A 25,816-nucleotide genomic window follows, 5' to 3' on the forward strand; every position below is an offset into this window, starting at 1 on the left:
AGTTCTGAATGAAGCAATAAATATTAGGACGACATATTATGTCGCTTTATAGTTTTGTAATATGATACCTATATACATATAATGTTATTTTTAATTTATATTATAAATAGCTTTTATTTTTGCCATCTAATACCTTATTTTGAATAAATGAAGATTCAAAAAATTAATTCTTATAAGTTAGCTTATAAAAGCTTAAGTCTACTTTAATTTTTTAGAATATGAGTGTGTAAATATCTAATGGATAATTTGTCAGCTAAAGATTTTCTTAAAAATAGAAGACCAGAGGAGTTTTCTAGTTCTACTATCGTTGAAGTAGGAACTCTAGATAGAGTGCAATTAGAATACTATTTATCTACGCTTAATATACGTAGCCAAGAATTAGAATTTGAGACATTCGCTAAAAAATTATGTGAGAAAGTTGTTTGTCCTAATCTCTTAGAGCAAACAGGACCTGTTGCAGGTGGTGATGGAAAAACAGATACTCAGACCTTTCCTGTTTCTTCACAGAATCAATTATTGTGGCTTGAAGGAGTTAATGAGCAATCTCACAATGAGCGTTGGGCTTTTGCTGTAAGTACTCAAAAAGATTGGAAAACCAAGTGTAAAAAAGATGTAAAAAAAATTGTTGAAACGGGCAGGGGGTATGTAAAAGTTTTTTGTATAACCAATCAATCAATTAAAGCAGATCAAAGAAGTAAATTAGAGGATGAGTTAACCAAGCAATATTCAATTGATGTACGTATTTTAGATTTAAGTTGGATATTGGACCAAATTTATAAGAATCAGTTAGAGTTTCTAGCAATCAATACATTAAGTATTCCTACATTATATAAAAGAGAAATTGAATTAAGCGCTGATGATTATCAGAAACAAAAAGAATTAGATAGATTGAATAAACTAATTACAGAAAAAATTGATGCTTCAAGAATTACAACTCAGCAGGTAGATTATTTCCTAGAGGTGGCTATTCTAAGCAAAGAATTAGAAAAACCTATAATTGATACCCAAAGTTTATTTGATCGGGCTATTCGAGTTGCTAAAAAATTTGGAACATCTCAGCAATTATTAGAGGCAAGTTATCAGTATGCTTGGGCTGCACACTGGTGGTTTGAAGATTATTCATTATTTGAGAGTAATTTAGAATTAACTTTTGAAAATCTTGCAGAAAATACTAACTCAGAAAGTTGGGAGAAAATAGTAAACTTGTTGACAATTTACTATGGGAGGTATAGCTATTTAAAAGATATACATCCTAGTGTAGATATTGATCATATCTATAATAATACCATTGATGTATTGGATAGATTATCAAAAGATTTAAGTCGTCCAAGTAACTCATTAATGGCATCTATTCACTTGGATTTATTACAGCTAATTGTTAAGTTTCCAGATGAAAAATATTGTATAGAGTTATTAAAAAAGACACTTGAAACGTGTCGATTGGGAAGTAATCTAATAGGTTTTCCTTTTGAAAAATTTTATAATTTATTTCAGGAATTGGATATTATTTTTGATAAATATGAAGAATATGAAGAACTTTTAGATTACTTTACAGAGCAATCTGGTTTGCGTGATAGTGAGATAAAGACAGCAAAACTACAACTTGAACGTGGATTGAAGCGTTTAGACGATAATAAGCCATACCAAGCTATTAAGTTATTAGGGAAGTCTGTTTCAGGTCTAAATAAAAAAGAAACGTATGACGAAATGACTTATGCAAATCTATTATTATCTGAAGCATATTCAAGGGTTGGTCTTAGATGGGCAAGTAGAGGAAGTCTATTATTTTCAGCATCACTTCTAGCAAATTATTTTCATAAAGAAAAATTAATTTTACCCTCAGCTATAAGAGTCTATTGGCAACTTGCGTGGAAAGAGTTGGAGTTAGGTAGAATTCCTCAATCATTACGTTGGGCAGAACTAGCACTACTTAGCTTAAATGCAATAAAAGATGATTACATAGATGAGGAAGAGTTAATACGATTTGATGGGTGTTTAGCTCATTTATTATTAAATTGTAGGTTTGATCAACTTGCTGAGCTCGAATATTTACCTGATTTTTTAGAAAAATTGCAACTTTTCTTTTCTAATAGTGCTCTCCTATATATTTTAGGATATGAAGATAAGTTAAAAGAAGAATTTCAGCAAACCTCTTTAGATGAGTTTGTGAAAACATTATTTTTGTGTCGAGATACAGATACTAGACATCCTACATCTCAAATTTTACCTACATTAGGAAAGTCTATTACCTACACTACTAGAGTGTCGGGATGTGAGTTTAAAATTCAATTTCCAAATCGCTCTCCATATATTGAACTGTCTGAATCTATTTTGACTACAATCGAAAATTTCTTTTCTACAAATCCAATTGATAAAGTTTTTACAAAAATTAGCTCATTAGAAATTAATATTATTGGTGATGATGATGAAAATAGCACCATATCGCATGAATTTAGTAAATCCTCCAAAGGAATATATGTAGATATTTTCTGTTCTAATTTTACATGGGAGCATTTAGATCAAAATAGTCAAAAAATAGTTTTTGAGTGGTTTGTTCAGTTTGTTATTGAATGTTTGATTAAAGTTTATCATGTTCTAGATATTGATAAATTTGTAGAAGCCTCATTCATAACTGATTTATCTATTACAAGGTCTATTGCATTTAGTACATGTTTTGGTGCGACATACAATGTCATGGGAAGAGATTCACATAAAAATGTTTTAGACATACTTAATGGTAATAAAGGAACTAAATTTGAGTTAATTAGAAAGTTGTCTTGGGATCAAGGTAGCCCAAAAGTGCTACAAAATAAAACTGAGAAAATTCAAATGGGAGATCATAAAAAAACTCCTGATTTTGGAAATTTAGAATCTATAAGTCATGATCAAATTGCTGTAACGACTTTGATTAAACCTGAATTATGGGATGAGGCAGCATGGCATGGTTTAGCTTTCATGTTTTTTGAAAATAAACCTCCTGTTATTCTTTTAATTTTTAAAAAAGAAGGGGGAGAGGATGTCTTCATGGACTTATATGAGAATTTAGGTCAGGTTGATAGCTTAGAAAGACTGAGATTCTCCATAATAAGAGGTGTGTCTAAAGAAGAACCTTATAATTATAGGGTTTTACTTACGGAAAATATTATGGCTAATGATCAACATAAATTAATTACTATGTGTAGTCGTATTCATGAGATGACACCGCCTACAGATCGGAATTGGAGTAATTTTGAAAAGGAATATAAAAAGTATGGCTCATATAGTTTAAGTTTTGGTGCATTTTTTAATGGGCAATTTTACCCATATCCAGAGTTTGAAAAATATTTAATTAAGAAAAAAGAACTTGTAATTAAAAATGCTTGGGAAGTTGGTATTAATGATATTGAAAAAATAGTATTACGGGCTGAAGATGACCCTATTGTTCCATAAAAAGTAGACTATACTCCCTATTTTAAAATTTTAAGAAATAGGAAGTATAGTGTTAATATTTATTTGTGGCTTATATCATTGGTTTTAATATGATTAAAGATTTTTTCATTTATTTTAAGAAGAAAGATATTTCAATTAGACTTTATATAGTAGCAGTCGCTATTTTTTTTATAGGGATTTTTTTTATTAAAAAAGATGTTGATACTTTTTTTAAAATTTTTTACATTTCTATGGGGCTTTTTGAAATTGGCTTTGTTGTTTGGGTTTATAGTTTTTTTAAAAAATATATTAATTTTAAATACGTTAAGTTTTTTTGGTTCTTCTTTCATTTGGCTGTGCTGTGGTTAGCAGCCGTTTATGCGAGTAAAATAGTTAGTAAAGGTTTAGAATTACCATCATCTGATTATAGTTATACTGTTAGTTTTTTTACATTTTTTTGCTATCTACCTGCTTTTTTATATATCGCTACAGCTATTGGATTGTTATTTTATATAGTTTTTATTTTTGCTTATTCTATATTATCTATATTTAAGAGAGAAATTCTTTCAGATGGTTTTCCTATACTTCATTTTATTGGTTTTGTGATTACTATTTTTTTATTTTCTTTGGGGCATGATAAGTTAATGTCATTCTATTATTATAAGGCTCCTAAATATGTGAGAACAATAGCATATGAAACTGATTATCAATATATACCAAAATACTTGGATAATTTTCCTGAGATGAATAAACAGGTAAAAATAAAGCTACATGAAAATGGAGTGTATTCGATTTTAACTAAACAAGAGAATGAGTATATATTAGAGGTGGGTAAATTTAAATAATAAAAACTATACAAATTTTTGAGAAATTTATTGTTTCTATAATTGATATTTTAGTCGATACTTAAAATTATAAAACTAATTTATTTTGTATTCAGATACCTACCTTTCAGATTTTTTTATTTAGAAGATTTAAGTTAACGACCAGACTAACTACTGGTCGAGTAACTTAAACATCATTTACGACTTCTATAAAGAACTTTCATACTCCACATACCCATCTTCAATTGCTGGAATAATCTCTACAAACTCAAAGTAGGGTACTGTACAAAATTCAGAGTCTCTAATCGCATCAATCATAAAATAATAATCTTGCAGAGATATCGTCTCAAACACAGCAATATCACTGGCTTTAGTACTAAACGCTTCAACGTCATACCAGCGAATTTTTACAGTCGGGTACTTCTCAAAAATAGGCTCAAGCTTCTGTGCACTAAACTCAGCCCGCTTTTCATGAGTTAAAGCCAACCAAGCGGGTAAAGCTCTTAAATGAATAAAAAAAGTATAGGTTCTAGACATAACCACTCCATGACTGGGCCGAGTTGTAGCTCAACTGAAAAGACAGCATTTGCTTGTCATATCAATATGACTCAGTCAGTATATGAGTAATTACTCACATTAAATACTCGCATTTCGGCTCATGTCAGAAACACTTCCAGACCCACGTAAACGCCCGCGTCAAGCACGCTCAGTGGCTACCTTTGAAGCAATTCTAGAGGCGGCTGCTCGCATTTTAGAGTCTTTAGGCTTTGCTGGATTTAACACAAATGCTGTGGCTGAGCTTGCTGGCGTAAGCATTGGTAGCCTATATCAATACTTTCCATCTAAAGATGCTTTAATCGTTGAGTTAATTCGACGTGAGCGCACTAAACTTTCAAGTCGTATCGTTGAAGCCATACAGCAACATGATGGCGCAAATCTAAAACAAAAACTAAAACTGATCATACAGGCTGCTGTACAACATCAATTGAGCCGTCCGCAGTTAGCACGAACACTAGAGTTTGCTTCTGAACTCATTGGAAAAGACACTGAGGAAAATGAGCTTCAACACGAACTTGAGACCATAATTTCTGACCTGTTTATACGTTTTGGCATTTCAAATGCACAGACAGCCGCACGAGATGTAATTGCTTTAAGCAAAGGAATGATTAACGCGGCAGGCATAGCAGGGGAAAGTGATTTAAATGGTTTACAGCAGCGAGTTGAAAAAGCTGTATTTGGTTATTTAGGTTTGTATTAAAGATTATTAATTTTGCTATAAAATAGCTTTTTTTATTTTATTAAATAATTATATTTTTTATTGGGGAATTTATGAAAGATGAAATTATGAGTAAAGCAGAGGTAAGCGCATTTACTTCAATTTTCTTAGGTTTGGCGGGTTACTCTATTTTTATGTTTTATCTACTTGCTAAACGAAGCAAAGGAATAAACTATTTTGATAATTTATCTTCTTTAAATGATAACGTTTCATATTTAATTTGTTTTCTTATTTTTATAGTAGGTAAGTTTTTTAAGGAAAATAAGAATATAACTAAGTTTATACCATTTTTAACAGGGATTCTTTTATCTGTAATGTTCTTTATTGTTGTTTTATAGGGGGGAGTTGTGATTTATAAACTTAAAATGTGGATCTCTAGGGAAGTAGTTGATCCATTTTTTTCATTATATTCGTATATTTATAAAAATTTTGTTCTTGTCCTTTCCTTAAGTTTCTGTGTGATTGTACTGCTTTGTGCTCTTAACCCCAGTATAGTTTTTACTCCTAGAAAAGAGAGTTTTGTTGTTTATGAGCCTGAATTTCATTTTAAAAATAGACGTATAAGGTCGTTAGTCGTAGAAAGAGATAATGAAAATTTTCTTATTAATTGTGCATATTTTAGAAATGAAAATGGTTCATTTTGTGAATTATATAAGCCTAGAAGATTGCTTAAATTAGAAGGAAGTTTTTTTCCTTATCCTTCAATATTTCTTGATGGTAATAAAATTGTAGCTAGTAGTGTTCGTTTTGAAGATGAAAAGGGGAGAGTAATTAATTTTTCAACAAGTAAAGAAGAAGTTGCTTCTTGGTGGATTTGGGTTATGTTCCCCACCTTATTGATGAGATATTTAATTTTAATCTGGTTAGTGATAGTTGTTTTAATATTACTTTTAAAACTAATTAAGTATAAGAAAGGAATCTAATTTTATTTAAAAATGGTTTTACCTTTATTTTGAGTTGAGAGATAGATATGAAAAAGGGCTGCTATTAGCAACCCTTTTGATCTAAGTAATATATTGTGGATTACTGAAACTGGTCTAAAGCCTCTTTTGCGGGTTCATATCCATTATCAGCAGCTTTTTTGAACCAAAACTTTGCATTTTCATAATCTGAGTAAACATTAGCATACATATAAGCTAGATTATTCTGAGCCTCAGGTATACCTTTCTCAGCTACTTGTGTGTATAGCTCCAGAGCTTTTTTATTATCTTGTTTAACTAAGCTACCATCTGAATAAATATTTGCTAAGTTATATTGAGCTTCTGAAAGATTTTGATCCGCAGCTTTTTTATATAACTCTAAAGCTAAATTAATATCTTTTGTACGCCATTTCCCGAAAGATAAGCATTTGCCAAATTATATTGAGCTTTAGCATAACCTTGGTGAGCAGCTAATTTGTAAAACTCTAAGGCTTTAGATCTGTTTTTGCTTTCATAATAGCCATTATCATACATGAGCCCCATATTGTATTGGGCCTCCGGAAAGTCATTTTTCGCAGCTTTCTGATACCAATAGTAAGCTTTTTCTTCACTTTTTTGCGTCCCGATTCCCTTAAGGTACATTCCTGCTAAATCATTTTGTGCAATGGGCAGTCCTTTTTCGGCTGCCTTTTTAAAATATGAAAAAGCTTTTGAATAATCCTTAGGTACTTCTTTACCTAAGAAGTATTTCCCGCCTTGCTCATATATTTCACTTGATTCACTTTGAGTATTATTTAGTTGTGAAAGTGGTTTTGAGCAACATATAGTACTTAAAGTCGATAAACTTATGACGCTAGAAATTATTAAATATCTTATATTCATAATGTGTCTCTTATAATTTAATCTACTGCAATTCATACTAATAGTTATCTTAAATAAATATAAAAAATCCGACATATAGTCGGATTTTTTATAGCCTCAAATTACTTTGAGGAAGAATGCTTAAACTTACCAGCTTAACGCACCACCAGTTTGGTAGTCAGTTACGCGAGTTTCGAAGAAGTTCTTCTCTTTACGTAAGTCCATCATCTCAGACATCCACGCAAATGGGTTAGTTACACCCGCAAATTGCTCTGGTAAACCTAACTGAGATAAACGGCGGTTACAGATGAATTTCAAATATTCTTCCATCATGCTTGCGTTCATACCCAATACACCGCGTGGCATCGTGTCACGTGCATATTCGATTTCAAGCATCGTACCTTCAACAATCATTTGAATCACTTCTTGTTGGAACTCAGCAGTCCAAAGGTGAGGGTTCTCAATCTTGATTTGGTTAATCATGTCGATACCAAAGTTCAAGTGCATAGATTCATCACGCAAGATGTATTGGAATTGCTCAGCAACACCGTTCATCTTGTTACGACGACCCATACTCAAAATTTGAGTAAAGCCACAGTAGAAGAAGATCCCTTCAAGTACACAGTAGAATGCGATCAAGTTACGAAGTAAACGCTGGTCGTTTTCAGGTGTGCCTGTGTGGAAATTAGGATCAGTTAAAGATTGAGTATATTTCAAGCCCCAAGCTGCTTTACGTGCAACAGATGGAACTTCACGGTACATGTTGAAGACTTCGCCTTCGTCCATGCCTAAAGACTCGATACAGTATTGGTAAGCGTGAGTGTGAATCGCTTCTTCAAACGCTTGACGCAAGATGTACTGACGGCATTCAGGGTTAGTAATGTGACGGTAAATCGCCAATACCAAGTTGTTTGCAACCAAAGAGTCCGCAGTCGAGAAGAAACCTAAAGAACGCATAACAATAGTACGTTCGTCTTCGGTCAAGCCATTTTCAGACTTCCAAAGCGCGATGTCATGGTTCATGTTCACTTCTTGAGGCATCCAGTGGTTTGCACACCCGTCAAGATATTTCTGCCAAGCCCATTCATATTTGAATGGTACAAGTTGGTTCAAGTCCGCACGACAGTTAATCATGGCTTTGTCGTCAACTTGAACACGTTGAGCACCCATTTCTAGCTCTTCAAGGCCAGGGGCAACGTCTAAATGTTCTAAGGCTTGAGCGGCTCTAGCCACTGTATCGGAGGCAACTGTTGGTCGCACGGAATGGGTTCCAGCGGATTGTGGAGCTGCCACGCTCGGCGATGATGGCTGCGCAGTAGATACATTCTGCGAATCTGACGCTTTTTCCGATTGGACGGGCGCAGACTTGTGTTCAGGTGTAGTCGGTTTTTGCGAATCATCTTCAAAATCGTCCCAACTAAGGATAGACATTTTTGTTCTCTCTTCGTTGTATATATCTATATTTGACATCTCTTAAACGAAGATGTCCCTACTATACGCTTTTAATGTGTAAACAAAATTAAGTTTTATTGATGCATGACCAAATTTTGGGCCTTTGGTCTCTACTCACTACAACTTATTTTGTTTACGCTGCTGCTTACGTATTGTGATAAATGCGTAAACCATCGGCATATAAAAGAAAATAAAGGCAAAGATTAAAACTCCAACACCAAGCATATAGTTATGGCTGAGATGAGAAAGCATAATCTTTACCTCTTTTAAGGTTGCTCTTTAGTGAAAAAGAGCAACCTTATTGAATGTTATTGGCAAGCTTCACAATCAGGGTTGTCGATTGAACAAGCCATTGGTACAGGAGCTGCTTGAGTAAAGCCTTCTTCTTCAACTGCTGCTTCTGGTTTCTTCGCTTCTACAACAGGGGCAGCAACAGCTGCTGCTTCAACAGTCGCAGGTTTAACTGCGTTTAAAGCACCTGTGTTAATTGTAGATTTTTCAGCAGAAGTTGCACCTAAAGCTCGGAGGTAATAAGTCGTCTTAAGACCACGTAACCATGCCATCTTGTAAGTGATGTCAAGTTTCTTACCGTTTGCACCAGAGATGTAAAGGTTAAGCGACTGAGCTTGATCAATCCATTTTTGACGGCGTGATGCAGCATCAACGATCCAACGTGTATCTACTTCAAACGCAGTAGCAAAGATTGCTTTTAATTCTTCAGGAATACGAGCAATTTTTTGTACTGAACCTTCAAAGTGTTTAAGGTCGTTAACCATTACTGTGTCCCAAAGACCGCGTTCTTTTAATGCACGAACAAGGTATGGGTTAATAACAGTGAACTCACCAGACAAGTTAGATTTCACATATAAGTTTTGGAATGTTGGCTCAATAGACTGAGAAACACCACAAATATTAGAGATGGTTGCAGTTGGAGCAATCGCCATCACGTTTGAGTTACGCATACCGTCTTTTTGAACTTTGGCACGTAAAGTGTCCCAGTCTAAACGTTGAGTACGGTCAACTTCGAACATGCGCTCTGGACGAGATTTCGCAACAATTTCTAAAGAGTCGATTGGAAGGATACCTTGATCCCACAATGAACCTTTAAATGTTGAGTAAGCACCACGTTCAACAGCCAAGTTGCTTGAAGTTTCAATTGCGTAGTAGCTAATTACTTCCATTGATTCATCTGCAAAATCAACAGCAGCGTCTGAACCGTAAGCAATACCCATTTCGTATAGAGCATCTTGGAAGCCCATGATACCCATACCCACAGGGCGGTGCTTCAAGTTAGAGTTTTTCGCTTGTGGTACAGCGTAGTAGTTAATGTCGATCACGTTATCGAGCATACGTACTGCTGTTTTAATTGTACGAGCTAATTTCTCACGGTCTAACACACCACCTTGAACGTGTTGTACAAGGTTGATCGAACCTAAGTTACATACTGCAATTTCGTCTTGATTTGTGTTCAAGGTAATTTCAGTACATAAGTTAGATGAGTGAACTACACCAACGTGTTGTTGTGGTGAACGTAAGTTACATACATCTTTGAATGTGATCCACGGGTGACCAGTTTCAAACAACATAGAAAGCATTTTGCGCCATAAGTCTTTAGCACGTACTTTCTTGTGTAGCATGTTAGTTTCTTTCGCTACAGACTCATAGTAAGCATAACGCTCAGCAAATTCAGCACCAGTCAAATCGTGCAAGTCTGGAGTTTCAGAAGGAGTAAATAATGTCCATTCACCATCTTCAAATACACGTTGCATAAACAAGTCTGGAACCCAGTTCGCAGTGTTCATGTCGTGAGTACGGCGACGGTCATCTCCCGTATTTTTACGAAGCTCTAAGAACTCTTCGATGTCTAAGTGCCAAGTTTCTAGGTATGCACACACAGCACCTTTGCGCTTACCACCTTGGTTTACTGCAACAGCTGTATCGTTCGCAACTTTCAAGAATGGAACAACACCCTGAGACTTACCGTTAGTACCTTTAATATAAGAGTTCAAGGCACGTACAGGTGTCCAGTCATTACCTAAACCACCAGCCCATTTAGAAAGCATTGCGTTGTCACGCATCGCGCCATAAATGTCATAAAGGTCATCGCCAATTGTTGTTAAATAACAACTTGAAAGCTGTGGACGTAATGTACCTGAGTTAAACAGGGTAGGCGTAGAAGCCATGTAGTCGAAGCTAGACAATAAGTTATAGAACTCAATTGCACGCTCTTCTTTATCTTGCTCATTGAGTGCAAGACCCATCGACACACGCATGAAGAATAATTGTGGTAATTCGAAGCGAACGCCGTTTGAGTGAATGAAGTAACGGTCAAATAAAGTCTGTAAACCTAAGTAGGTGAACTGATTAGAACGTTCTGGCTGAATTGCTGCTGATAATTTTTCTAAGTCGAAGTCAAGCAAGTCAGGTGAAAGCAAATCAAGCTCAACACCTTTTTTCAAGAATGCTTCAAGTGCATTGTTTTCTGGTGTATCTGTTGATAAGCCTAAGAACGTTAAACCAGTGCTCACTAATTCGTTACAAAGCAAACGTGCAGTCACGTAAGTGTAGTTAGGTTCTTGTTCAATACGGGTACGTGTTGCCATCATCATTGTTGTGGCAATATCACTTTCTTTTACGCCGTTATATAAGTTTTTAACGGTTTCATCGACAATGGCTTGAACGTCAATACCTTCCAAACCTTCAGCTGCCTTAGAAACAGTTGCTTGCAATGCACTTAAATCAAGTGGCTGAAGCTGACCGTTTTTGTCGGTAACTTGTAAAGTAGGGTGGTGGTTTGAGTTCGTTTGCTGACGAGCGCTAGCACGTTGTTCACGGTAAATCACATAAGCGCGGGCAACCTTTTGTTCCCCAGTACGCATTAAAGCAAGTTCTACTTGATCTTGAATTTCTTCAATATGGATCGTACCGCCCGATGGTAAACGGCGAGTAAAAGTATTTAAGACCATTTCCGTCAACTGGGTAATACGGTCATGAATACGGCTAGAATCCGAACTCTGTTGACCTTCCACAGCAAGAAAAGCTTTACCAATCGCAACTGAAATTTTCTCTGCATCAAATGCAGCAACATCTCCAGTGCGCTTAATCACCTGAATTTGACCGGGAGTCGAAGTAATTACGCTCATGCCAGCATAGCTCCATTGTCACTTTTGTTATGTTCATAGACCGTTTGAACCGAGCAAAAAACATGCCACGATATTTGAGGGATAAACACAAGACTTAGTAGTTAAAGTTTATTTTCAACACAAGATACGGGATTTTTCATAGCAGATCAATCTTGACTTTTTAGTAATTTTTTATCTGTATGATTTGATGGGAGATAGCATAGCAAAGCTGTTAAAAAACACTTATAGATAACTTTGTGGATAACTCAAAAAACAAACACTTAAATAAATTTAAACTAAACAGAGAAATAATTTGTTTAATATTCATACATTGGAAATATGAATAGAATATGAAATTTAATAACAATAAATAAATCTTAAAAACACGTGAAAATTCAAAGGCTAATAAAATGCAACAAAATACGATGGTCATGTATCAGTTTGGTGAACGCCTACTTGTTTACAATGTAAACGTGTGTATATTGCAAATGATAAACGAATGTATCTGCAAGATTTTTAAGATGCATGAAACGAGATTTATAGGGGCAATGATATGAGCCAAGAAGAAAAGTTACCAAAGATTCTGATCGTTGAAGATGACGAGCGCTTAGCGCGATTAACTCAAGAATATTTAATTCGCAACGGCTTGGAAGTTGGTGTAGAAACTGATGGTAACCGTGCAATTCGTCGTATTATTAGTGAACAACCAGATCTAGTGGTCTTGGATGTCATGTTGCCGGGTGCCGATGGCTTAACAGTTTGCCGTGAAGTTCGTCCACATTACCATCAACCGATTCTGATGTTGACTGCACGTACAGAAGACATGGATCAGGTGCTTGGTTTGGAAATGGGCGCAGATGACTATGTTGCTAAACCGGTTCAACCACGTGTTCTTTTAGCGCGTATCCGTGCACTATTACGTCGCACAGATAAAACTGTAGAAGATGAAGTTGCTCAACGTATCGAGTTCGATGACCTTGTAATTGATAATGGCGGTCGTTCTGTAACGCTAAATGGTGAACTTGTTGACTTCACTAGCGCAGAATATGACCTATTATGGTTGCTTGCATCAAATGCTGGTCGTATCTTATCGCGTGAAGATATCTTCGAACGTTTACGTGGTATCGAATACGATGGTCAGGACCGTTCAATCGACGTCCGTATTTCACGTATTCGTCCAAAAATTGGTGATGATCCTGAAAATCCAAAACGTATTAAAACAGTACGTAGTAAAGGTTACTTGTTCGTTAAAGAAACCAATGGGTTATAAGATCTGAATAAACTTCCTATAAGGTTGGTCGAGTGTTTAAACACAGTATATTCCTGCGAATATATGCGGGACTGGTAATTCTTGTTGTTTTGGTTGCTGTCTTTGGTTATTTGCTTGTACAAATTATCAATTATCAACGGGCACAAGAATACCGAGAATCTTTAACTGATGGTATCTCTTATGTCATTAGTGAGGGAGTCGCTCGACAACCGGGGAAACAACAGAAAATAGACTGGGTTTCAGATGCGTCAGATTTATTGGAACTTCCAATTTATTATACTGATGCAAGTAAGGTTGAGTTATCTCGTACCGAGAAAAAACGAATCGAAGCTCAAAAATCTGTTGTCCGTTACGATGCCAGTAATAGTATTGCGTATATCATTATTGGCTTACGTGACGACCCTCAGCATTTTTTATCTATAAAAGTCGACAAAATTACGGAGCGCCAAATGAAGGCTCTCCCTATTTTTGTACTGGATTATCTAATGTTTTATCCGGGGCAAGAACAAGAATATCTTGCCAAGATTCAAAAGCATTTCTCTTACCCAATTAATATCTACAATATTCAAGACGTTAATCTGGACTCTGAACAAATTGGTCGTTTACGCCAAGACCAAAGCGTCATGTTGTACAAAGACAGTGCGACAGTCCGCGGTACAACCATTTCAATCGTCTCTCCAATTCCGAATCAGCCTACACGGGTTCTCGTGCTTGGACCAGTGCCGATGTTTAACTGGATGCCTTTGCAGCTTTCAGCAGGGATTACTTTATTTAGCTTATTTTTGCTGAGTCTAGGTGTCTATGGGTTGATCTTGCCGCTAGAGCGTAAAATTCGCCAAGTACGTTATGCATTAAACCGCATGAAGTCTGGTGATTTGTCATTGCGTGTTCCTATTGAAGGAAGTGACGAAATGGCAAACTTGGCATCAAGTTATAACAACATGTCTGACCATATTCAGCGTTTAATCGAGGCTCAGCGTGAGTTAATGAGAGCGGTATCTCATGAGCTTAGAACGCCTGTTGCCCGTATTCGCTTTGGTACAGAGATGTTGGCGGAAGAAGATGATTACAATCATCGTATGCATCAGGTCGATATGATTGATAAAGATATTGAAGCACTCAATACCTTAATTGATGAAATCATGACTTATGCAAAACTAGAGCAGGGTACACCTTCACTAGATTTTGATGAAATTACTTTATTTGATGTGTTAGATCAGGTTGCGGTCGAAACCGAAGCTTTAAAAACGCAAAAAGAAATTGAACTTGTTGCTCCTCCACTTTATGTAAAAGTAGATGCTGAGCGTCGTTACTTACATCGTGTTGTTCAAAACTTGGTGGGTAATGCGGTTCGTTATTGCGATAATAAAGTTCGGATTACCGGTGGTATCCACAGCGATGGCATGGCCTTTGTTTGTGTTGAAGATGATGGCGCAGGTATTCCTGAACAAGACCGTAAAAGAGTATTTGAAGCTTTTGCCCGTCTAGACGATAGCCGTACGCGTGCGTCGGGCGGTTATGGTTTAGGGTTGTCTATCGTAAGCCGTATTGCCTATTGGTTTGGCGGTGAAATTAAAGTGGATGAAAGCCCAACCTTGGGTGGTGCTCGCTTTATCATGACATGGCCAGCAAAACGCTTTAAACAGCCTCCTTTAAAAGCCAATAAAAAAGCACCTTCATAAGGTGCTTTTTTATTGATCTATTTATAGTTGAGTCGCATCTGGTTCCAAAATAGGTTTTCCGCTTCTTAAGCTGGTTAACGCATCGGAATTAAAATCGATCAGTAACGAATTGTTTTTTGCATCAATCTGGTATTTTTGAATAAGAGGTTGATCTCCATTAAGTGTTTCTATTTTATATTCATCTGCAATATGCAAAATACCTTCTAGGTTTGTTGTCGTTGACGCAAAATCCTGTCTAAATATTTCATAGACATCCCGCAAGTCAAAAATTGCATTGTTGGCATCTGGATGTTTGTGAATATAGCTTTCTATATGTCGCACCAGTAATTGTGCAAACAAGTAGTAGTTTGGTTTATGCGTATATTCTAGAGTCATGCATTTTTCTCCTTATTATCTGTTATTAGCATACATGGCAAAACACAGGTTATTGTATAAAATTCATTACACTAGATGATGAAATGAAAAAATTATAAAGATATAAACACTCGATTACGTCCTTGGCGTTTTGCTTGATATAAAGCGTCATCTGCTTCTTTAAATAAACTTTCAATAGCTCGATGGGACGATGGGGAATATAAGCTTATCCCAATACTCACCTGTATAAAAATTGGTAATTTCCCATAAATATAAATCGGTTGCTGACTAATTTTAATTCGAATTTGTTCAGCCAGTTCAAATGCACTTTCCTTGGTGGTATCTGCAATAAAAATGGCAAACTCTTCACCTCCAAAGCGACCTAACAAATCATGAGGATGTAAAATATTTTGAATCGTGGTGACACAAGTTTGTAGCGCCCGATCACCGATTTGATGACCATAGTTGTCGTTAACTTGCTTAAAGTGGTCGACATCAAGCATGAAAAAAGCTGAGGTCTTATTTTCTTTTTGTACTTTTTCTTGAAGTAATCTGACCGACTGTAAAAACTGGCGTCGAGTCAGACTTGAAGTTAGCTCATCATGTGCAATGGCATGTTGAAGCTTTTGAATTAACTCTGAATGCAAAACACTAATACTAGAAACCGTAAGTGGGGCAATCGTCATCATAATTAACCCAATTCGGATTGAGATCGTATTACTGAAATATTCGTTTGGATAGAGCAAAAGGTAATGTCCAGAGACATGATAAATAATATAAGCACTGGTAAAGCTAGTAATGAGTGCAACAACAATAGGTTTATAGCGAATAGCACACCAGATCAGTGCAGCAATCGGGTAGAGGAGTGAACCCGGGCCAGAGTCATAATAGCTAGCAGCAATCGAAATAAGCACAGCGCCAAAAGGTAAAAGGTCGGTTGGTTGTAGGCCACGATTTCTTGAAAAGTAATGCTTAACCTGACTATATTGAGGAATGTTCAATATGATAGGTAAAAGAAGCAAGGCATTTTGCAGTTCTGAAGTGAACCAGTAACCAAACTCATCCAACAAGCCACCAATCATAAATTTGGTATTAAACATAGGCACGAAAGTTGCTGCAAACAATGCACCTACTACGCTACCTATTCCGCATAATCCAAATAAAAAAAGGTAGGAATAACCGCGATAGGCCGCCTTAATATGTTGATTAAAAAACATATAGAGCGCAAACGTAGTAACAACATAAAGAAAGTTTGATGTTGTTAAAACAAGTGTGAGAGCAAATGGAGTGCCTTGAAATAAGTCAGCAATCACATATCCTATATAGGCACCTAAAAATGCGCTTGGTCGGCGTGTGGTTGGAAAACGAATAAGCAATCCGAGCAAAACCGAATTGGCAGGCCAAAAGAATGCAAGAAAACTTAAAGGGCGAGATGCAATGCCAATGAAACAACATGTCGCAATAATGAAGCTAAATAGGAGAAAAAATCTTAAAAAGGAGAGAAATGAAAATTCACGAAGTGAGTATGGCATCAGCTGCCCTTAATGATAAATACTCTTATCCAAGAGTAATAAAATATTATGCATGATTAAACATTCATCATAATTCAGAGGAGAAGCTGAATACAATAAAAAACAAACTAATATTATAAAAAAGTAAGTTATAAAAAGTTATTAAGCGCTTCAACTGTGTAAATATTCTAAAATTAAAAAATGAAAAAAATCATCATAAATAAAGAAACAATTAAATAAACCGATTATGTGCGGTGAAACCCCCCTTACAACACATAGATGAATAGTTTTGTCTAGAAAATCATCCGAAAGACTAAGACGCTTCAACTAGCATGGGAAATTAGAAATCAGGTACAATTGGCGGGATTAATTTTGTGTTTGGTGTATTTGAAGGCCAATACATACATTCTTTGTTAAATAATAGGCCTGCCAGGAGTTATCCCCGCATGAGTGCCATTACTCCATACGACTGGGCGATTATCGCCTTCGTGATCGGCGTTACATTTCTTTGCGTCTTTATGCTCACAGTTCCCTTACTCCTCGGGGGAAAATCGTGGGGACGTGCTAAGCAAGAGCAGTTTGAATCAGGTGTCGTGAGTGCTGGTGGCGCTCGCATTCGCCTGTCTGCAAAGTTCTATTTAGTTGCAATTTTCTTTGTTGTCTTCGACTTAGAGGCGCTTTACCTCTATGCATGGTCTACTTCTGTGCGTGAAGTAGGGTGGTTGGGATATACCACTGTAGTGATCTTTGTCGTTGATCTATTGATTGCGCTTGTTTATGCCTTCTCTGTAGGTGCTTTAAGTTGGTCACCAGCAGATCGCCGTAAATCAGCAGGTGAGGCGGTTAAAATCGGTTCACCAACAATGAACATTGCTGAAATTACACGCTTTAATTCTATTGAAGAGCTCGTAACTGACCCTACAGGTCAGATTCCAGCTCAATCATCAGGTCGTGTTAAGTCAAAAACTACACCTGCATTGTCATCTGAAAAGGAGTAAGTCGGGATGAAATATACTCTGACCCGCGCGAATCCGGATGCTGATCAATACCCATTGCAAGAACGTCAAATTGTGACGGATCCGCTTGAAGAGGAAGTGAATAAAAACGTATTCATGACTCGTTTAGAGGATGTCTTGCATACAGCAGTAAACTGGGGACGTAAAAACTCTTTGTGGCCATTTAACTTTGGTACCTCATGTTGTTACGTCGAATATGCAACGACCTTAACAGGTGTGCATGACTTGTCACGTTTCGGTGCAGAGGTTATCCGTGCTTCACCTCGTCAGGCTGACTTGATGATTGTTGCAGGTACCTGTTTCGTAAAAATGGCACCAGTTATTCAGCGTCTGTATGAACAGATGTTAGAGCCTAAATGGGTCATCTCGATGGGTGCTTGTGCAAACTCTGGAGGTATGTACGACATCTATTCAGTAGTACAAGGTGTAGACAAAATTATTCCTGTTGACGTGTACGTCCCAGGTTGTCCGCCTCGTCCTGAAGCATTAATTCAAGCTTTAATGCTTTTACAAGACCAGATTCAATTAGAGCGACGCCCGCTTTCTGCCGTGATCGGTGATGATCTTCAGCCAGTATATAAGCCAAAGATGATGCCAGAACGTGACCGTAAGAATGCAGAGCGTATTGCCGTTAAAAACTTACGCTCTATGGATGAGATTAAATAATTTTTTGACGGTGTTTTGACATATCTAACTGATATGTTCATCGAGAAAATTGACAGAATTTGTATTAAATAGGAAGCCAAGCCAATGGCTGAAACTGACATTGCTATGCCAGAGTCAACAGCAGTTGATTCACGCCCAGCATTTGCAATCGTAGAAGAGCTCAAAACCAAATTTGGTGAGAACTTTTACGTGCAGGCGACTTTTGAAGAGTTTCCAACAGTCTGGGTCGAGCGCGCACGCGTGCAAGAAGTCCTTATGTTCCTGCGTAAAGTGGAACGTCCGTATGTAATGCTGTTTGACTTATCTGCGATGGATGAACGTTTACGTGTTCATCGTGATGGTTTACCAGCATCTGACTTCACTGTGTTCTATCATTTATTATCGCTTGAGCGTAATAGTGACATTCGTATCAAGGTTGCCTTGAACGAAAATGATCTAAACATTCCGACAGCGACAAATATCTGGCCAAATGCCAACTGGTATGAACGTGAAGCTTACGATATGTTCGGTATCAATTTCGAAGGGCATCCAATGCTCCGTCGTATTTTGTTGCCAACCTATTGGGAAGGTCATCCGCTTCGTAAAGAATATTCAGCACGTGCGACAGAATATACGCCGTACATGCAAGACAAAGCGAAACAAGACTTTGAACAAGAGCACTTACGTTTTGTACCTGAAGACTGGGGTCTTAAGCGTGGTAACGCTGATGAAGACTTCATGTTCTTGAACTTGGGTCCTAACCATCCATCTGCACATGGTGCGTTCCGTGTTGTATTGCAGTTAGATGGCGAAGAAGTGAAGGACTGTGTACCTGATATCGGTTATCACCACCGTGGCGTGGAAAAGATGGCTGAACGTCAAACATGGCATTCTTTCATTCCTTATACTGACCGTGTTGACTACTTAGGTGGTTGTGCTCAAAACATGCCGTATGTAATGGCTGTAGAGCAAATGGCAGGTATTAAAGTTCCTGAGCGTGCGCAAGTGATTCGTGTCATGTTGAACGAATTGTTCCGTATTAATAACCACTTGTTATTCTGTGGTACGGCAATTCAGGATGCCGGTGGTATGACACCAGTATTCTATATGTTCGCAGACCGTCAAAAAGTTTACGACATTGTTGAAGCAATCACGGGTTACCGTATGCATCCAGCATGGTTCCGTATTGGTGGTACAGCACACGATCTTCCAAACAACTGGCAAAAGCTTGTTAAAGAATTGCTAGAGTGGATGCCTAAACGCTTAAACGAATACTACACAGCGGCATTGAAAAACTCTGTGTTTATTGGACGTACGCGTAATGTTGCACAATACGATGCCAAATCTGCACTCGCATGGGGTGTAACTGGTACTGGTTTACGTGCAACAGGTATCGATTTTGACGTACGTAAATATCGTCCATACAGCGGCTATGAAAACTTCGATTTTGATGTGCCAGTTGAGTATGAAGGCGATGCATACGCACGTGTGCTTGTTCACTTCCGTGAAATTACCGAGTCGCTAAAAATTATTCAACAGTGCTTGGATAACATGCCTTCTGGTCCATATAAAGCGGATCATCCATTGGCTGTTCCACCACCGAAAGATAAGACATTACAAGATATTGAAACCTTGATTACGCACTTCTTGAGCGTTTCATGGGGTCCTGTCATGCCAGCGGGCGAGTCATCATTTATGACTGAAGTGGTTAAAGGTGCAAGTACTTACTACTTGACTTCAGATAAAGCGACCATGAGTTATCGTACTCGTATTCGTACACCGACGTTTACTCACTTACAGCAAATGCCTTCAGTGATTAACGGAAGTTTAGTATCTGACTTAATCATTTATCTGGCGACCATTGACGTGGTTATGGCTGACGTGGATCGCTAAGAGGTAACACATAATGATGATTTTGACTGATAAAAAACCACGTGTGAATGTCGAAGGGATTTTGACTGCGGAAGAAATTCACGAAATCGAACATCACATTGGTCACTATCCATACCCTCGTGCAGCCTCTTTGGATGCATTGAAGTGTGTACAGCGCCGTAATGGTTGGGTAGATGACGCTCAAATGAATGCCATCGCACAGTTGTTGTCGATGAGTGTTGCTGATTTGGAAGGCGTTGCAACATTTTACAACCGTATCTATCGCCATCCGGTAGGTCGTCACGTAATTTTACTTTGCGACTCAATTGCTTGCTTCTTAATGGGTGCAGAAACTCTTGCTGAAGCATTCCAGCGTGAATTAGGAATTCAGTATGGTCAAACGACACCAGATGGTCGTTTTACATTGCTTCCAATTTGCTGCCTAGGCAACTGCGACAAAGGCCCAACTTTAATGATTGATGAAGATACTCACGGTTTAGTCGAAGTGACATCAATTAAACAGTTATTGGAGAAGTATGTATGAATACTGAACCAAAACCAATTTATGGCGACGGTAATCCGGAAACTCATCCGCTCACTTGGCGTTTAAGCAAACAAGAAGCGGTACGTAGTGCTGATGATTACGAAGCACTTGAAGGCTATGCTGGCTTTAAAAAAGCTTTAGGCATGAAACCTGCTGAAGTGTTAGATGTCATTAAAGCTGCAACTGTAAAAGGTCGTGGTGGTGCGGGTTTCCCTGCGGGTATTAAATGGTCATTGATGGCACCAAATGATGGTGGTCCACGTTACTTGATCTGTAATGCCGACGAAATGGAACCAGGTACCTTTAAAGACCGTTTGTTGATGGAAAAACTTCCACATCAATTGATCGAAGGGATGTTAATTGCGGGTTATACCTTAGAAGCAACTCAAGGTTATATCTTTATCCGTGGTGAATACATTGAGGCTGCTCAATATCTAAATGAAGCGTTAGAACAGATTCGTGCTAAAGGTTATTTAGGCGAAAATATCTTAGGTTCTGGCTGGAATTTTGATCTGCATGTACATACGGGTGCAGGGCGTTATATCTGTGGTGAAGAAACTGCATTGATTAACTCGCTTGAAGGCCGTCGTGCTAACCCACGTACTAAGCCACCGTTCCCGCAAGTTGCTGGAGCATGGGGCCGTCCGACGATTGTGAACAACGTTGAAACTTATAACAACTTGCCAGCAATCATGCTTCGTGGGCCAGAGTGGTATATCGGCTTGTCAGCGGGGAAATCAAAAGATCCAGGCACTAAAATTTATGGTGCATCGGGTAAAGTTAAATTCCCTGGTCTTTGGGAATTGCCATTTGGTACAACTGCGCGTGAAGTGATTGAAGATCATGCAGGTGGTATGCGTGAGGGCTTAAAGCTCAAAGCATGGTTACCGGGCGGTGCTTCAACTGACTTTTTACCAGCAGATACCATTGATTTACCAATGGATGCAGACACGATTATGAAAGCAGGTTCTCGTTTGGGAACATGTTTGTTAATGGTGGTAGATGAAACCCAATGTATGGTATCGCTCACTCGTAACTTAGAAGAATTCTTTGCGCGTGAATCATGTGGTTTCTGTACACCATGTCGTGATGGTTTGCCATGGGCTGTTAAAGCGCTTAAAGCACTTGAAGCAGGCGAAGGTAAGAAAGAAGATATCGACCATTTACAAGAACTAACTCGTAAATTATGGATTGGTAAAACTTTCTGTGCCCACGCACCAGGTGCGATGGAGCCGCTTATGGGCGCACTCAAACATTTCCGTGGTGAGTTTGAAGCGAAAGTGACGAATCGTCCTGTCGTGCAAACCAGCAACGTAGAACAAGCTTAAGGAATTCGACTATGGCTACAATTCATGTCGATGGAAAATCGTATGAAGTCAACGGCTCGGAAAACTTGCTACAAGCATGTTTGAGTCTGGGCATCGACATCCCATATTTTTGTTGGCATCCATCCTTAGGTTCGGTTGGTTCTTGCCGTCAATGTGCTGTTACGCAATATGCGAATCCAGAAGATACGCGTGGTCGTTTAGTCATGTCTTGCATGACACCAGCATCTGACAATACCTATATCTCAATTGAAGACAAAGAAGCAACGGATTTCCGTGCATCTATTGTTGAATTTTTGATGACCAACCACCCGCACGACTGTCCAGTCTGTGAAGAGGGTGGTCACTGTCACTTACAAGATATGACTGTAATGACGGGTCATGACCGTCGTCGTTACCGTTTTACAAAACGTACGCATTACAACCAAGAACTCGGCTCATTCATTGCACATGAAATGAACCGTTGTATTGCTTGTTACCGTTGTGTTCGTTATTACAAAGATTATGCGGGCGGTACAGACTTTGGTGTGTATGCCAATGCATCTCGTGTTTACTTTGGTCGTCCAGAATCAGGTACTTTAGAATCTGAATTCTCTGGTAACTTGACTGAAGTATGTCCAACAGGTGTATTTACTGATAAGACTCATTCAGAGCGTTATAACCGTAAGTGGGATATGCAGTATGCACCAAGCGTGTGTCAAGGCTGTTCTTCTGGTTGTAACATTTCTCCGGGTGAACGTTATGGTGAAATCCGTCGTGTAGAAAACCGTTTTAATGGTTCGGTTAACCAGTACTTCCTTTGTGACAAAGGTCGTTTTGGCACAGGTTATGTAAACCGTGCAGACCGTCCACGTCAGCCTCAGTTCCGTAATGGTGAAACTGTTGCAACTGTTTCTGTCGACCAAGCTCTAGATCAAGCGATTGCTAAGCTTCAAGGCAAAAAAGTTTTGGGTATTGGTTCTCCTCGCGCAAGCTTGGAATCAAACTACGCATTACGTGAGCTTGTAGGTCAGGCAAACTACTCAACTGGTATTGCACAAAAAGAGCAAAAGCTTGTTGAACTTGCTGCCTCTATCATGCAAACCGAGGGTATTTACAACCCGAATATGCGTGAAATTGAAAGCTATGATGCTGTTCTGATCTTAGGTGAAGACCTGACTCAAACTGCACCTCGCATGGCATTGTCTGTTCGCCAAGCTGCGAAAAACAAAGCACGCGAAATGGCTGCAAAAACACGTACACCAGATTGGTTGGCTGAGCCTGTACAACGTATTGGTCAAGAAGCAAAATCTCCGGTTTACATTTTAGCTGCAACTCAAACTCGTCTTGCTGACGTTGCAACTGGTGAAGTGGTTGCTTCTCCAAATGACATCGCACGTTTAGGTTTTGCAGTTGCTGCGGCAGTAAGTGGTGAAGTTGTAAGTGGTTTAGATGAAGATGCAAAAGCATTTGCTCAAACCATTGCTGACACTCTAAAAGCAGCAAACAAACCATTAATTATTGCGGGTACAAGCTTGCAAGATGCTTCTATTATGGAAGCTGCTGCACAGTTAACTCAGAACCTAGGTTCTAAAGCTGGTTTAAGTCTTGTAGTTCCTGAAGTGAACTCTATGGGCTTGGCATTGTTCGGTGGTTTAAGCCTTGAACAAGCTTTTGCTCAAGACTACGACACACTGGTTATTGTTGAAAATGACTTGTTCCGTCGCTTACCAGCTGCACAAGTAAAAGCTGCATTAGATAAAGCTGAAACAGTAATCGTGCTTGATCACAGTGAAACTGAAACTGTGAAACAGGCTGATATCGTTCTTTCAGCAGCAAGCTTTGCAGAGGGTGACGGTACTGTTGTAAGCCAAGAAGGTCGTGCACAGCGCTTCTATCAAGTTTACGATCCAAGTTACTACAAGCCTGAATATGCAATTAAAGAATCATGGCGCTGGTTACATGCCATTGAAACTGGCATTAAAGGTAAGGCTGTAGATTGGACATTACTTGACGATGTAATTGAAAGCATCGTGAAAAATGTACCAGTACTCGAAGCTATCCAAGATGTTGCACCTGATGCGGGTTACCGTGTACATGGCTTGAAAATCGCGCGTGAACCACGTCGTTATTCAGGTCGTACAGCAATGCGTGCGCCGTTATCGGTTCATGAACCTAAACAGCCTACTGATCCAGATTCAGCATTAACATTCTCAATGGAAGGTTATGTTGGTCCGCAAAAAGCATCATCATTAGTACCATTTGCATGGGCTCCGGGTTGGAACTCTCCACAATCTTGGAACAAATACCAAGATGAAGTCGGTGGTCACTTAAAAGGTGGTGATTCTGGTGTTCGTTTATTCGATCGCTTGGCAAAACGTCCTGCACGTAGCTACGTTGCTCCAGTGCCAGTAGTTGCAAATCCTGAAAGTTTCCGCTTAGTTCCAATGCACCATATTTTTGGTTCTGGCGAATTCACCATTAAAACACCTGCAATGGAAACTCGTATTCCTGAAGCTGTGTTTGCAGTTGGCGAACAAGATGCAACTCGTTTGAACCTTCAAGAAGGTCAACGCATTACAGTAAAAGCAGGCGAAACGACTGTAAGCTTGCCGGTACAAGTAATTGAATATTTACCTACAGGTTATATTGGTTACCCAGTTGGTTTAGCACCAATGGTGTCGCTAGCTGAGCCTGTTTCAGTGGCATTAGGAGTGTAATTCATGAATCAAGAAATTATACGTCAAACGCCACTTTGGGCTGAGAACTGGCCGATTGCCTATGCTGTCGTTCAAGCAGTTGTGATTTTGCTTGTTGTAGTTTTAGTTGCAGCGTTGATGTCTTTTATTGAGCGTCGTTTACTTGCTTGGTGGCAAGACCGTTATGGTCCAAACCGTGTTGGTCCTGGTGGTATGTTCCAGATCGTTGCCGACATGCTCAAGATCATGTTCAAAGAAGACTGGACCCCAAAGTTTGCTGACAAACTTACATTCCGTTTAGCACCAGCTGTTGCAATGGCAACAGCGGTTCTTTCGTTCATGGTAATCCCAGTGAGTCCTTCACTGGGTGTTGCCGACATGAGTATCGGTTTATTGTTCTTCATGGCAATGGCTGGTATTGCTGTCTACGCAGTATTGTTTGGTGGTTGGGCTTCAAATAACAAATACTCGTTGCTTGGTGGTTTACGTTCAGCTGCTCAAACTATTTCTTATGAAGTGTTCTTGGGTATTTCATTAATGGGTGTGGTTGCAATTGCAGGCTCATTTAACCTTCGTGAAATTGTTGAAGCACAACGTGATGTTTGGTTTGTCATTCCGCAATTCTTAGGTTTCTTGATTTTCGTAGTTGCTGGTGTTGCGGTAACTCACCGTCATCCATTTGACCAACCAGAAGCAGAACAAGAATTGGCAGAAGGTTACCATGTTGAATATGGCGGTATGAAATGGGGTATGTTCTTCGTTGCTGAATATGTCAACGTAGTACTAATCTCTGCATTGATCGTGACTTTATTCTTTGGTGGCTGGTTAGCGCCATTCAATTTAGAAATTCCATTTGTTCCACCAGTATTCTGGTTTGTGATTAAAACAGCATTCTTTGTAATGATGTTTGTATTGGCACGTGGTTCTTTAATGCGTCCGCGTTATGACCAAGTCATGAACTTTGGTTGGAAAATTTGTTTGCCATTGGCGTTGGTCAACTTGTTAGTGACTGGTGCTGTGATTCTGATGAATCAGGCCTAGGACAGCAGGGAGTAC

At 38.5% G+C, this 25,816-nt stretch carries 21 protein-coding genes and 1 pseudogene; 15 read left to right on the forward strand and 7 right to left on the reverse strand.

Translation table 11 applies throughout. The annotated features are described in order from the left end of the window. Positions 1-237: 237 nt before the first annotated feature. Positions 238-3,429 (forward strand): hypothetical protein, encoded by a 3,192-nt coding sequence (locus J663_RS04795; RefSeq protein ID WP_050598803.1) that lies wholly within the window; start codon positions 238-240, stop codon positions 3,427-3,429. A gap of 89 nt (positions 3,430-3,518) precedes the next feature. Continuing rightward, positions 3,519-4,253, forward strand: coding sequence for a hypothetical protein (locus J663_RS04800; RefSeq protein ID WP_033848200.1), 735 nt, complete (start codon positions 3,519-3,521; stop codon positions 4,251-4,253). Between the two features lie 186 nt (positions 4,254-4,439). Here the strand turns inward: J663_RS04800 and J663_RS04805 are convergent, their stop codons facing one another. After that, positions 4,440-4,769 carry a darcynin family protein gene (locus J663_RS04805; protein ID WP_033848202.1) on the reverse strand — a complete coding sequence of 110 codons (330 nt, stop codon included), beginning with the start codon at positions 4,767-4,769 and terminating at the stop codon, positions 4,440-4,442. A gap of 121 nt (positions 4,770-4,890) precedes the next feature. Between J663_RS04805 and J663_RS04810 the strand changes: the two genes are divergently transcribed. From J663_RS04810 to J663_RS04820, 3 genes are all read left to right on the forward strand, one after another. After that, positions 4,891-5,490, forward strand: a complete 600-nt coding sequence (locus J663_RS04810; RefSeq protein WP_033848204.1) for a TetR/AcrR family transcriptional regulator — start codon at positions 4,891-4,893, stop codon at positions 5,488-5,490. Between the two features lie 71 nt (positions 5,491-5,561). Next, a complete protein-coding gene (locus J663_RS04815) occupies positions 5,562-5,846 on the forward strand; it encodes a hypothetical protein (protein WP_033848206.1) in 285 nt (94 codons plus the stop codon). Positions 5,847-5,855: 9 nt separating this feature from the next. After that, positions 5,856-6,431 (forward strand): hypothetical protein, encoded by a 576-nt coding sequence (locus J663_RS04820; protein WP_033848209.1) that lies wholly within the window; start codon positions 5,856-5,858, stop codon positions 6,429-6,431. A 100-nt stretch (positions 6,432-6,531) separates the two neighbouring features. Here the strand turns inward: J663_RS04820 and J663_RS04825 are convergent. The 4 genes and pseudogenes from J663_RS04825 to J663_RS04840 form a co-directional block, all read right to left on the reverse strand. Next, a pseudogene (locus J663_RS04825) lies at positions 6,532-7,310 on the reverse strand (tetratricopeptide repeat protein). 126 nt (positions 7,311-7,436) lie between these two features. Further along, the gene (locus J663_RS04830) at positions 7,437-8,720 is read right to left on the reverse strand and encodes a ribonucleotide-diphosphate reductase subunit beta (protein WP_033848210.1); all 1,284 of its coding nucleotides are present in this window, start codon (positions 8,718-8,720) and stop codon (positions 7,437-7,439) included. A 138-nt stretch (positions 8,721-8,858) separates the two neighbouring features. Beyond that, positions 8,859-8,993: a hypothetical protein gene (locus tag J663_RS18795; RefSeq protein ID WP_002120013.1), complete on the reverse strand. Its 135-nt coding sequence runs from the start codon at positions 8,991-8,993 to the stop codon at positions 8,859-8,861. Positions 8,994-9,049: 56 nt separating this feature from the next. Continuing rightward, positions 9,050-11,884: a ribonucleoside-diphosphate reductase subunit alpha gene (locus J663_RS04840; RefSeq protein ID WP_002120003.1), complete on the reverse strand. Its 2,835-nt coding sequence runs from the start codon at positions 11,882-11,884 to the stop codon at positions 9,050-9,052. 353 nt (positions 11,885-12,237) lie between these two features. On the opposite strand from J663_RS04840, the gene J663_RS19570 reads away from it, so the two are divergent. Genes J663_RS19570 through bfmS form a run of 3 tightly spaced genes read left to right on the forward strand, consistent with a single transcriptional unit; the run spans position 12,238 to position 14,815 of the window. Then, positions 12,238-12,420, forward strand: a complete 183-nt coding sequence (locus J663_RS19570; RefSeq protein WP_031944149.1) for a hypothetical protein — start codon at positions 12,238-12,240, stop codon at positions 12,418-12,420. Next, positions 12,417-13,133, forward strand: a complete 717-nt coding sequence (gene bfmR / locus J663_RS04850) for a response regulator transcription factor BfmR (RefSeq protein ID WP_000076440.1) — start codon at positions 12,417-12,419, stop codon at positions 13,131-13,133. The genes J663_RS19570 and bfmR overlap by 4 nt, the downstream gene beginning before the upstream one ends. Before the next feature lie 32 nt (positions 13,134-13,165). Continuing rightward, the gene (gene bfmS / locus J663_RS04855) at positions 13,166-14,815 is read left to right on the forward strand and encodes a sensor histidine kinase BfmS (protein ID WP_032006728.1); all 1,650 of its coding nucleotides are present in this window, start codon (positions 13,166-13,168) and stop codon (positions 14,813-14,815) included. Between the two features lie 21 nt (positions 14,816-14,836). Here bfmS and J663_RS04860 read toward each other — a convergent pair whose 3' ends face one another. Continuing rightward, on the reverse strand, positions 14,837-15,190 hold the full coding sequence (locus tag J663_RS04860) for a hypothetical protein (protein WP_002120022.1): 354 nt from the start codon (positions 15,188-15,190) through the stop codon (positions 14,837-14,839). A gap of 92 nt (positions 15,191-15,282) precedes the next feature. Beyond that, positions 15,283-16,701 carry a sensor domain-containing diguanylate cyclase gene (locus J663_RS04865; RefSeq protein ID WP_019767941.1) on the reverse strand — a complete coding sequence of 473 codons (1,419 nt, stop codon included), beginning with the start codon at positions 16,699-16,701 and terminating at the stop codon, positions 15,283-15,285. A 425-nt stretch (positions 16,702-17,126) separates the two neighbouring features. Here J663_RS04865 and ndhC point away from each other — a divergent pair, with 425 nt between their 5' ends. The 7 genes from ndhC (at position 17,127) to nuoH (ending at position 25,801) form a co-directional block, all read left to right on the forward strand. Further along, positions 17,127-17,678: an NADH-quinone oxidoreductase subunit A gene (gene ndhC / locus J663_RS04870; protein ID WP_002120061.1), complete on the forward strand. Its 552-nt coding sequence runs from the start codon at positions 17,127-17,129 to the stop codon at positions 17,676-17,678. 6 nt (positions 17,679-17,684) lie between these two features. After that, the gene (locus J663_RS04875) at positions 17,685-18,362 is read left to right on the forward strand and encodes a NuoB/complex I 20 kDa subunit family protein (protein ID WP_002120034.1); all 678 of its coding nucleotides are present in this window, start codon (positions 17,685-17,687) and stop codon (positions 18,360-18,362) included. An 84-nt stretch (positions 18,363-18,446) separates the two neighbouring features. After that, complete coding sequence (gene nuoC / locus J663_RS04880) at positions 18,447-20,234, forward strand: NADH-quinone oxidoreductase subunit C/D (protein ID WP_002120052.1); 1,788 nt, start codon at positions 18,447-18,449, stop codon at positions 20,232-20,234. A gap of 13 nt (positions 20,235-20,247) precedes the next feature. Then, positions 20,248-20,757 (forward strand): NADH-quinone oxidoreductase subunit NuoE, encoded by a 510-nt coding sequence (gene nuoE / locus J663_RS04885; RefSeq protein WP_002120040.1) that lies wholly within the window; start codon positions 20,248-20,250, stop codon positions 20,755-20,757. Further along, on the forward strand, positions 20,754-22,085 hold the full coding sequence (gene nuoF / locus J663_RS04890; protein WP_002120030.1) for an NADH-quinone oxidoreductase subunit NuoF: 1,332 nt from the start codon (positions 20,754-20,756) through the stop codon (positions 22,083-22,085). Before nuoE ends, nuoF begins: the two co-directional genes overlap by 4 nt. An 11-nt stretch (positions 22,086-22,096) precedes the next feature. Continuing rightward, on the forward strand, positions 22,097-24,781 hold the full coding sequence (nuoG, locus tag J663_RS04895; RefSeq protein ID WP_032056926.1) for an NADH-quinone oxidoreductase subunit NuoG: 2,685 nt from the start codon (positions 22,097-22,099) through the stop codon (positions 24,779-24,781). A gap of 3 nt (positions 24,782-24,784) precedes the next feature. Continuing rightward, positions 24,785-25,801: an NADH-quinone oxidoreductase subunit NuoH gene (gene nuoH / locus J663_RS04900; RefSeq protein ID WP_004703499.1), complete on the forward strand. Its 1,017-nt coding sequence runs from the start codon at positions 24,785-24,787 to the stop codon at positions 25,799-25,801. Positions 25,802-25,816 lie beyond the last annotated feature (15 nt).

Source organism: Acinetobacter sp. 826659 (genome assembly GCF_000588515.1).
Classification (GTDB): Bacteria; Pseudomonadota; Gammaproteobacteria; order Pseudomonadales; family Moraxellaceae; genus Acinetobacter; species Acinetobacter pittii.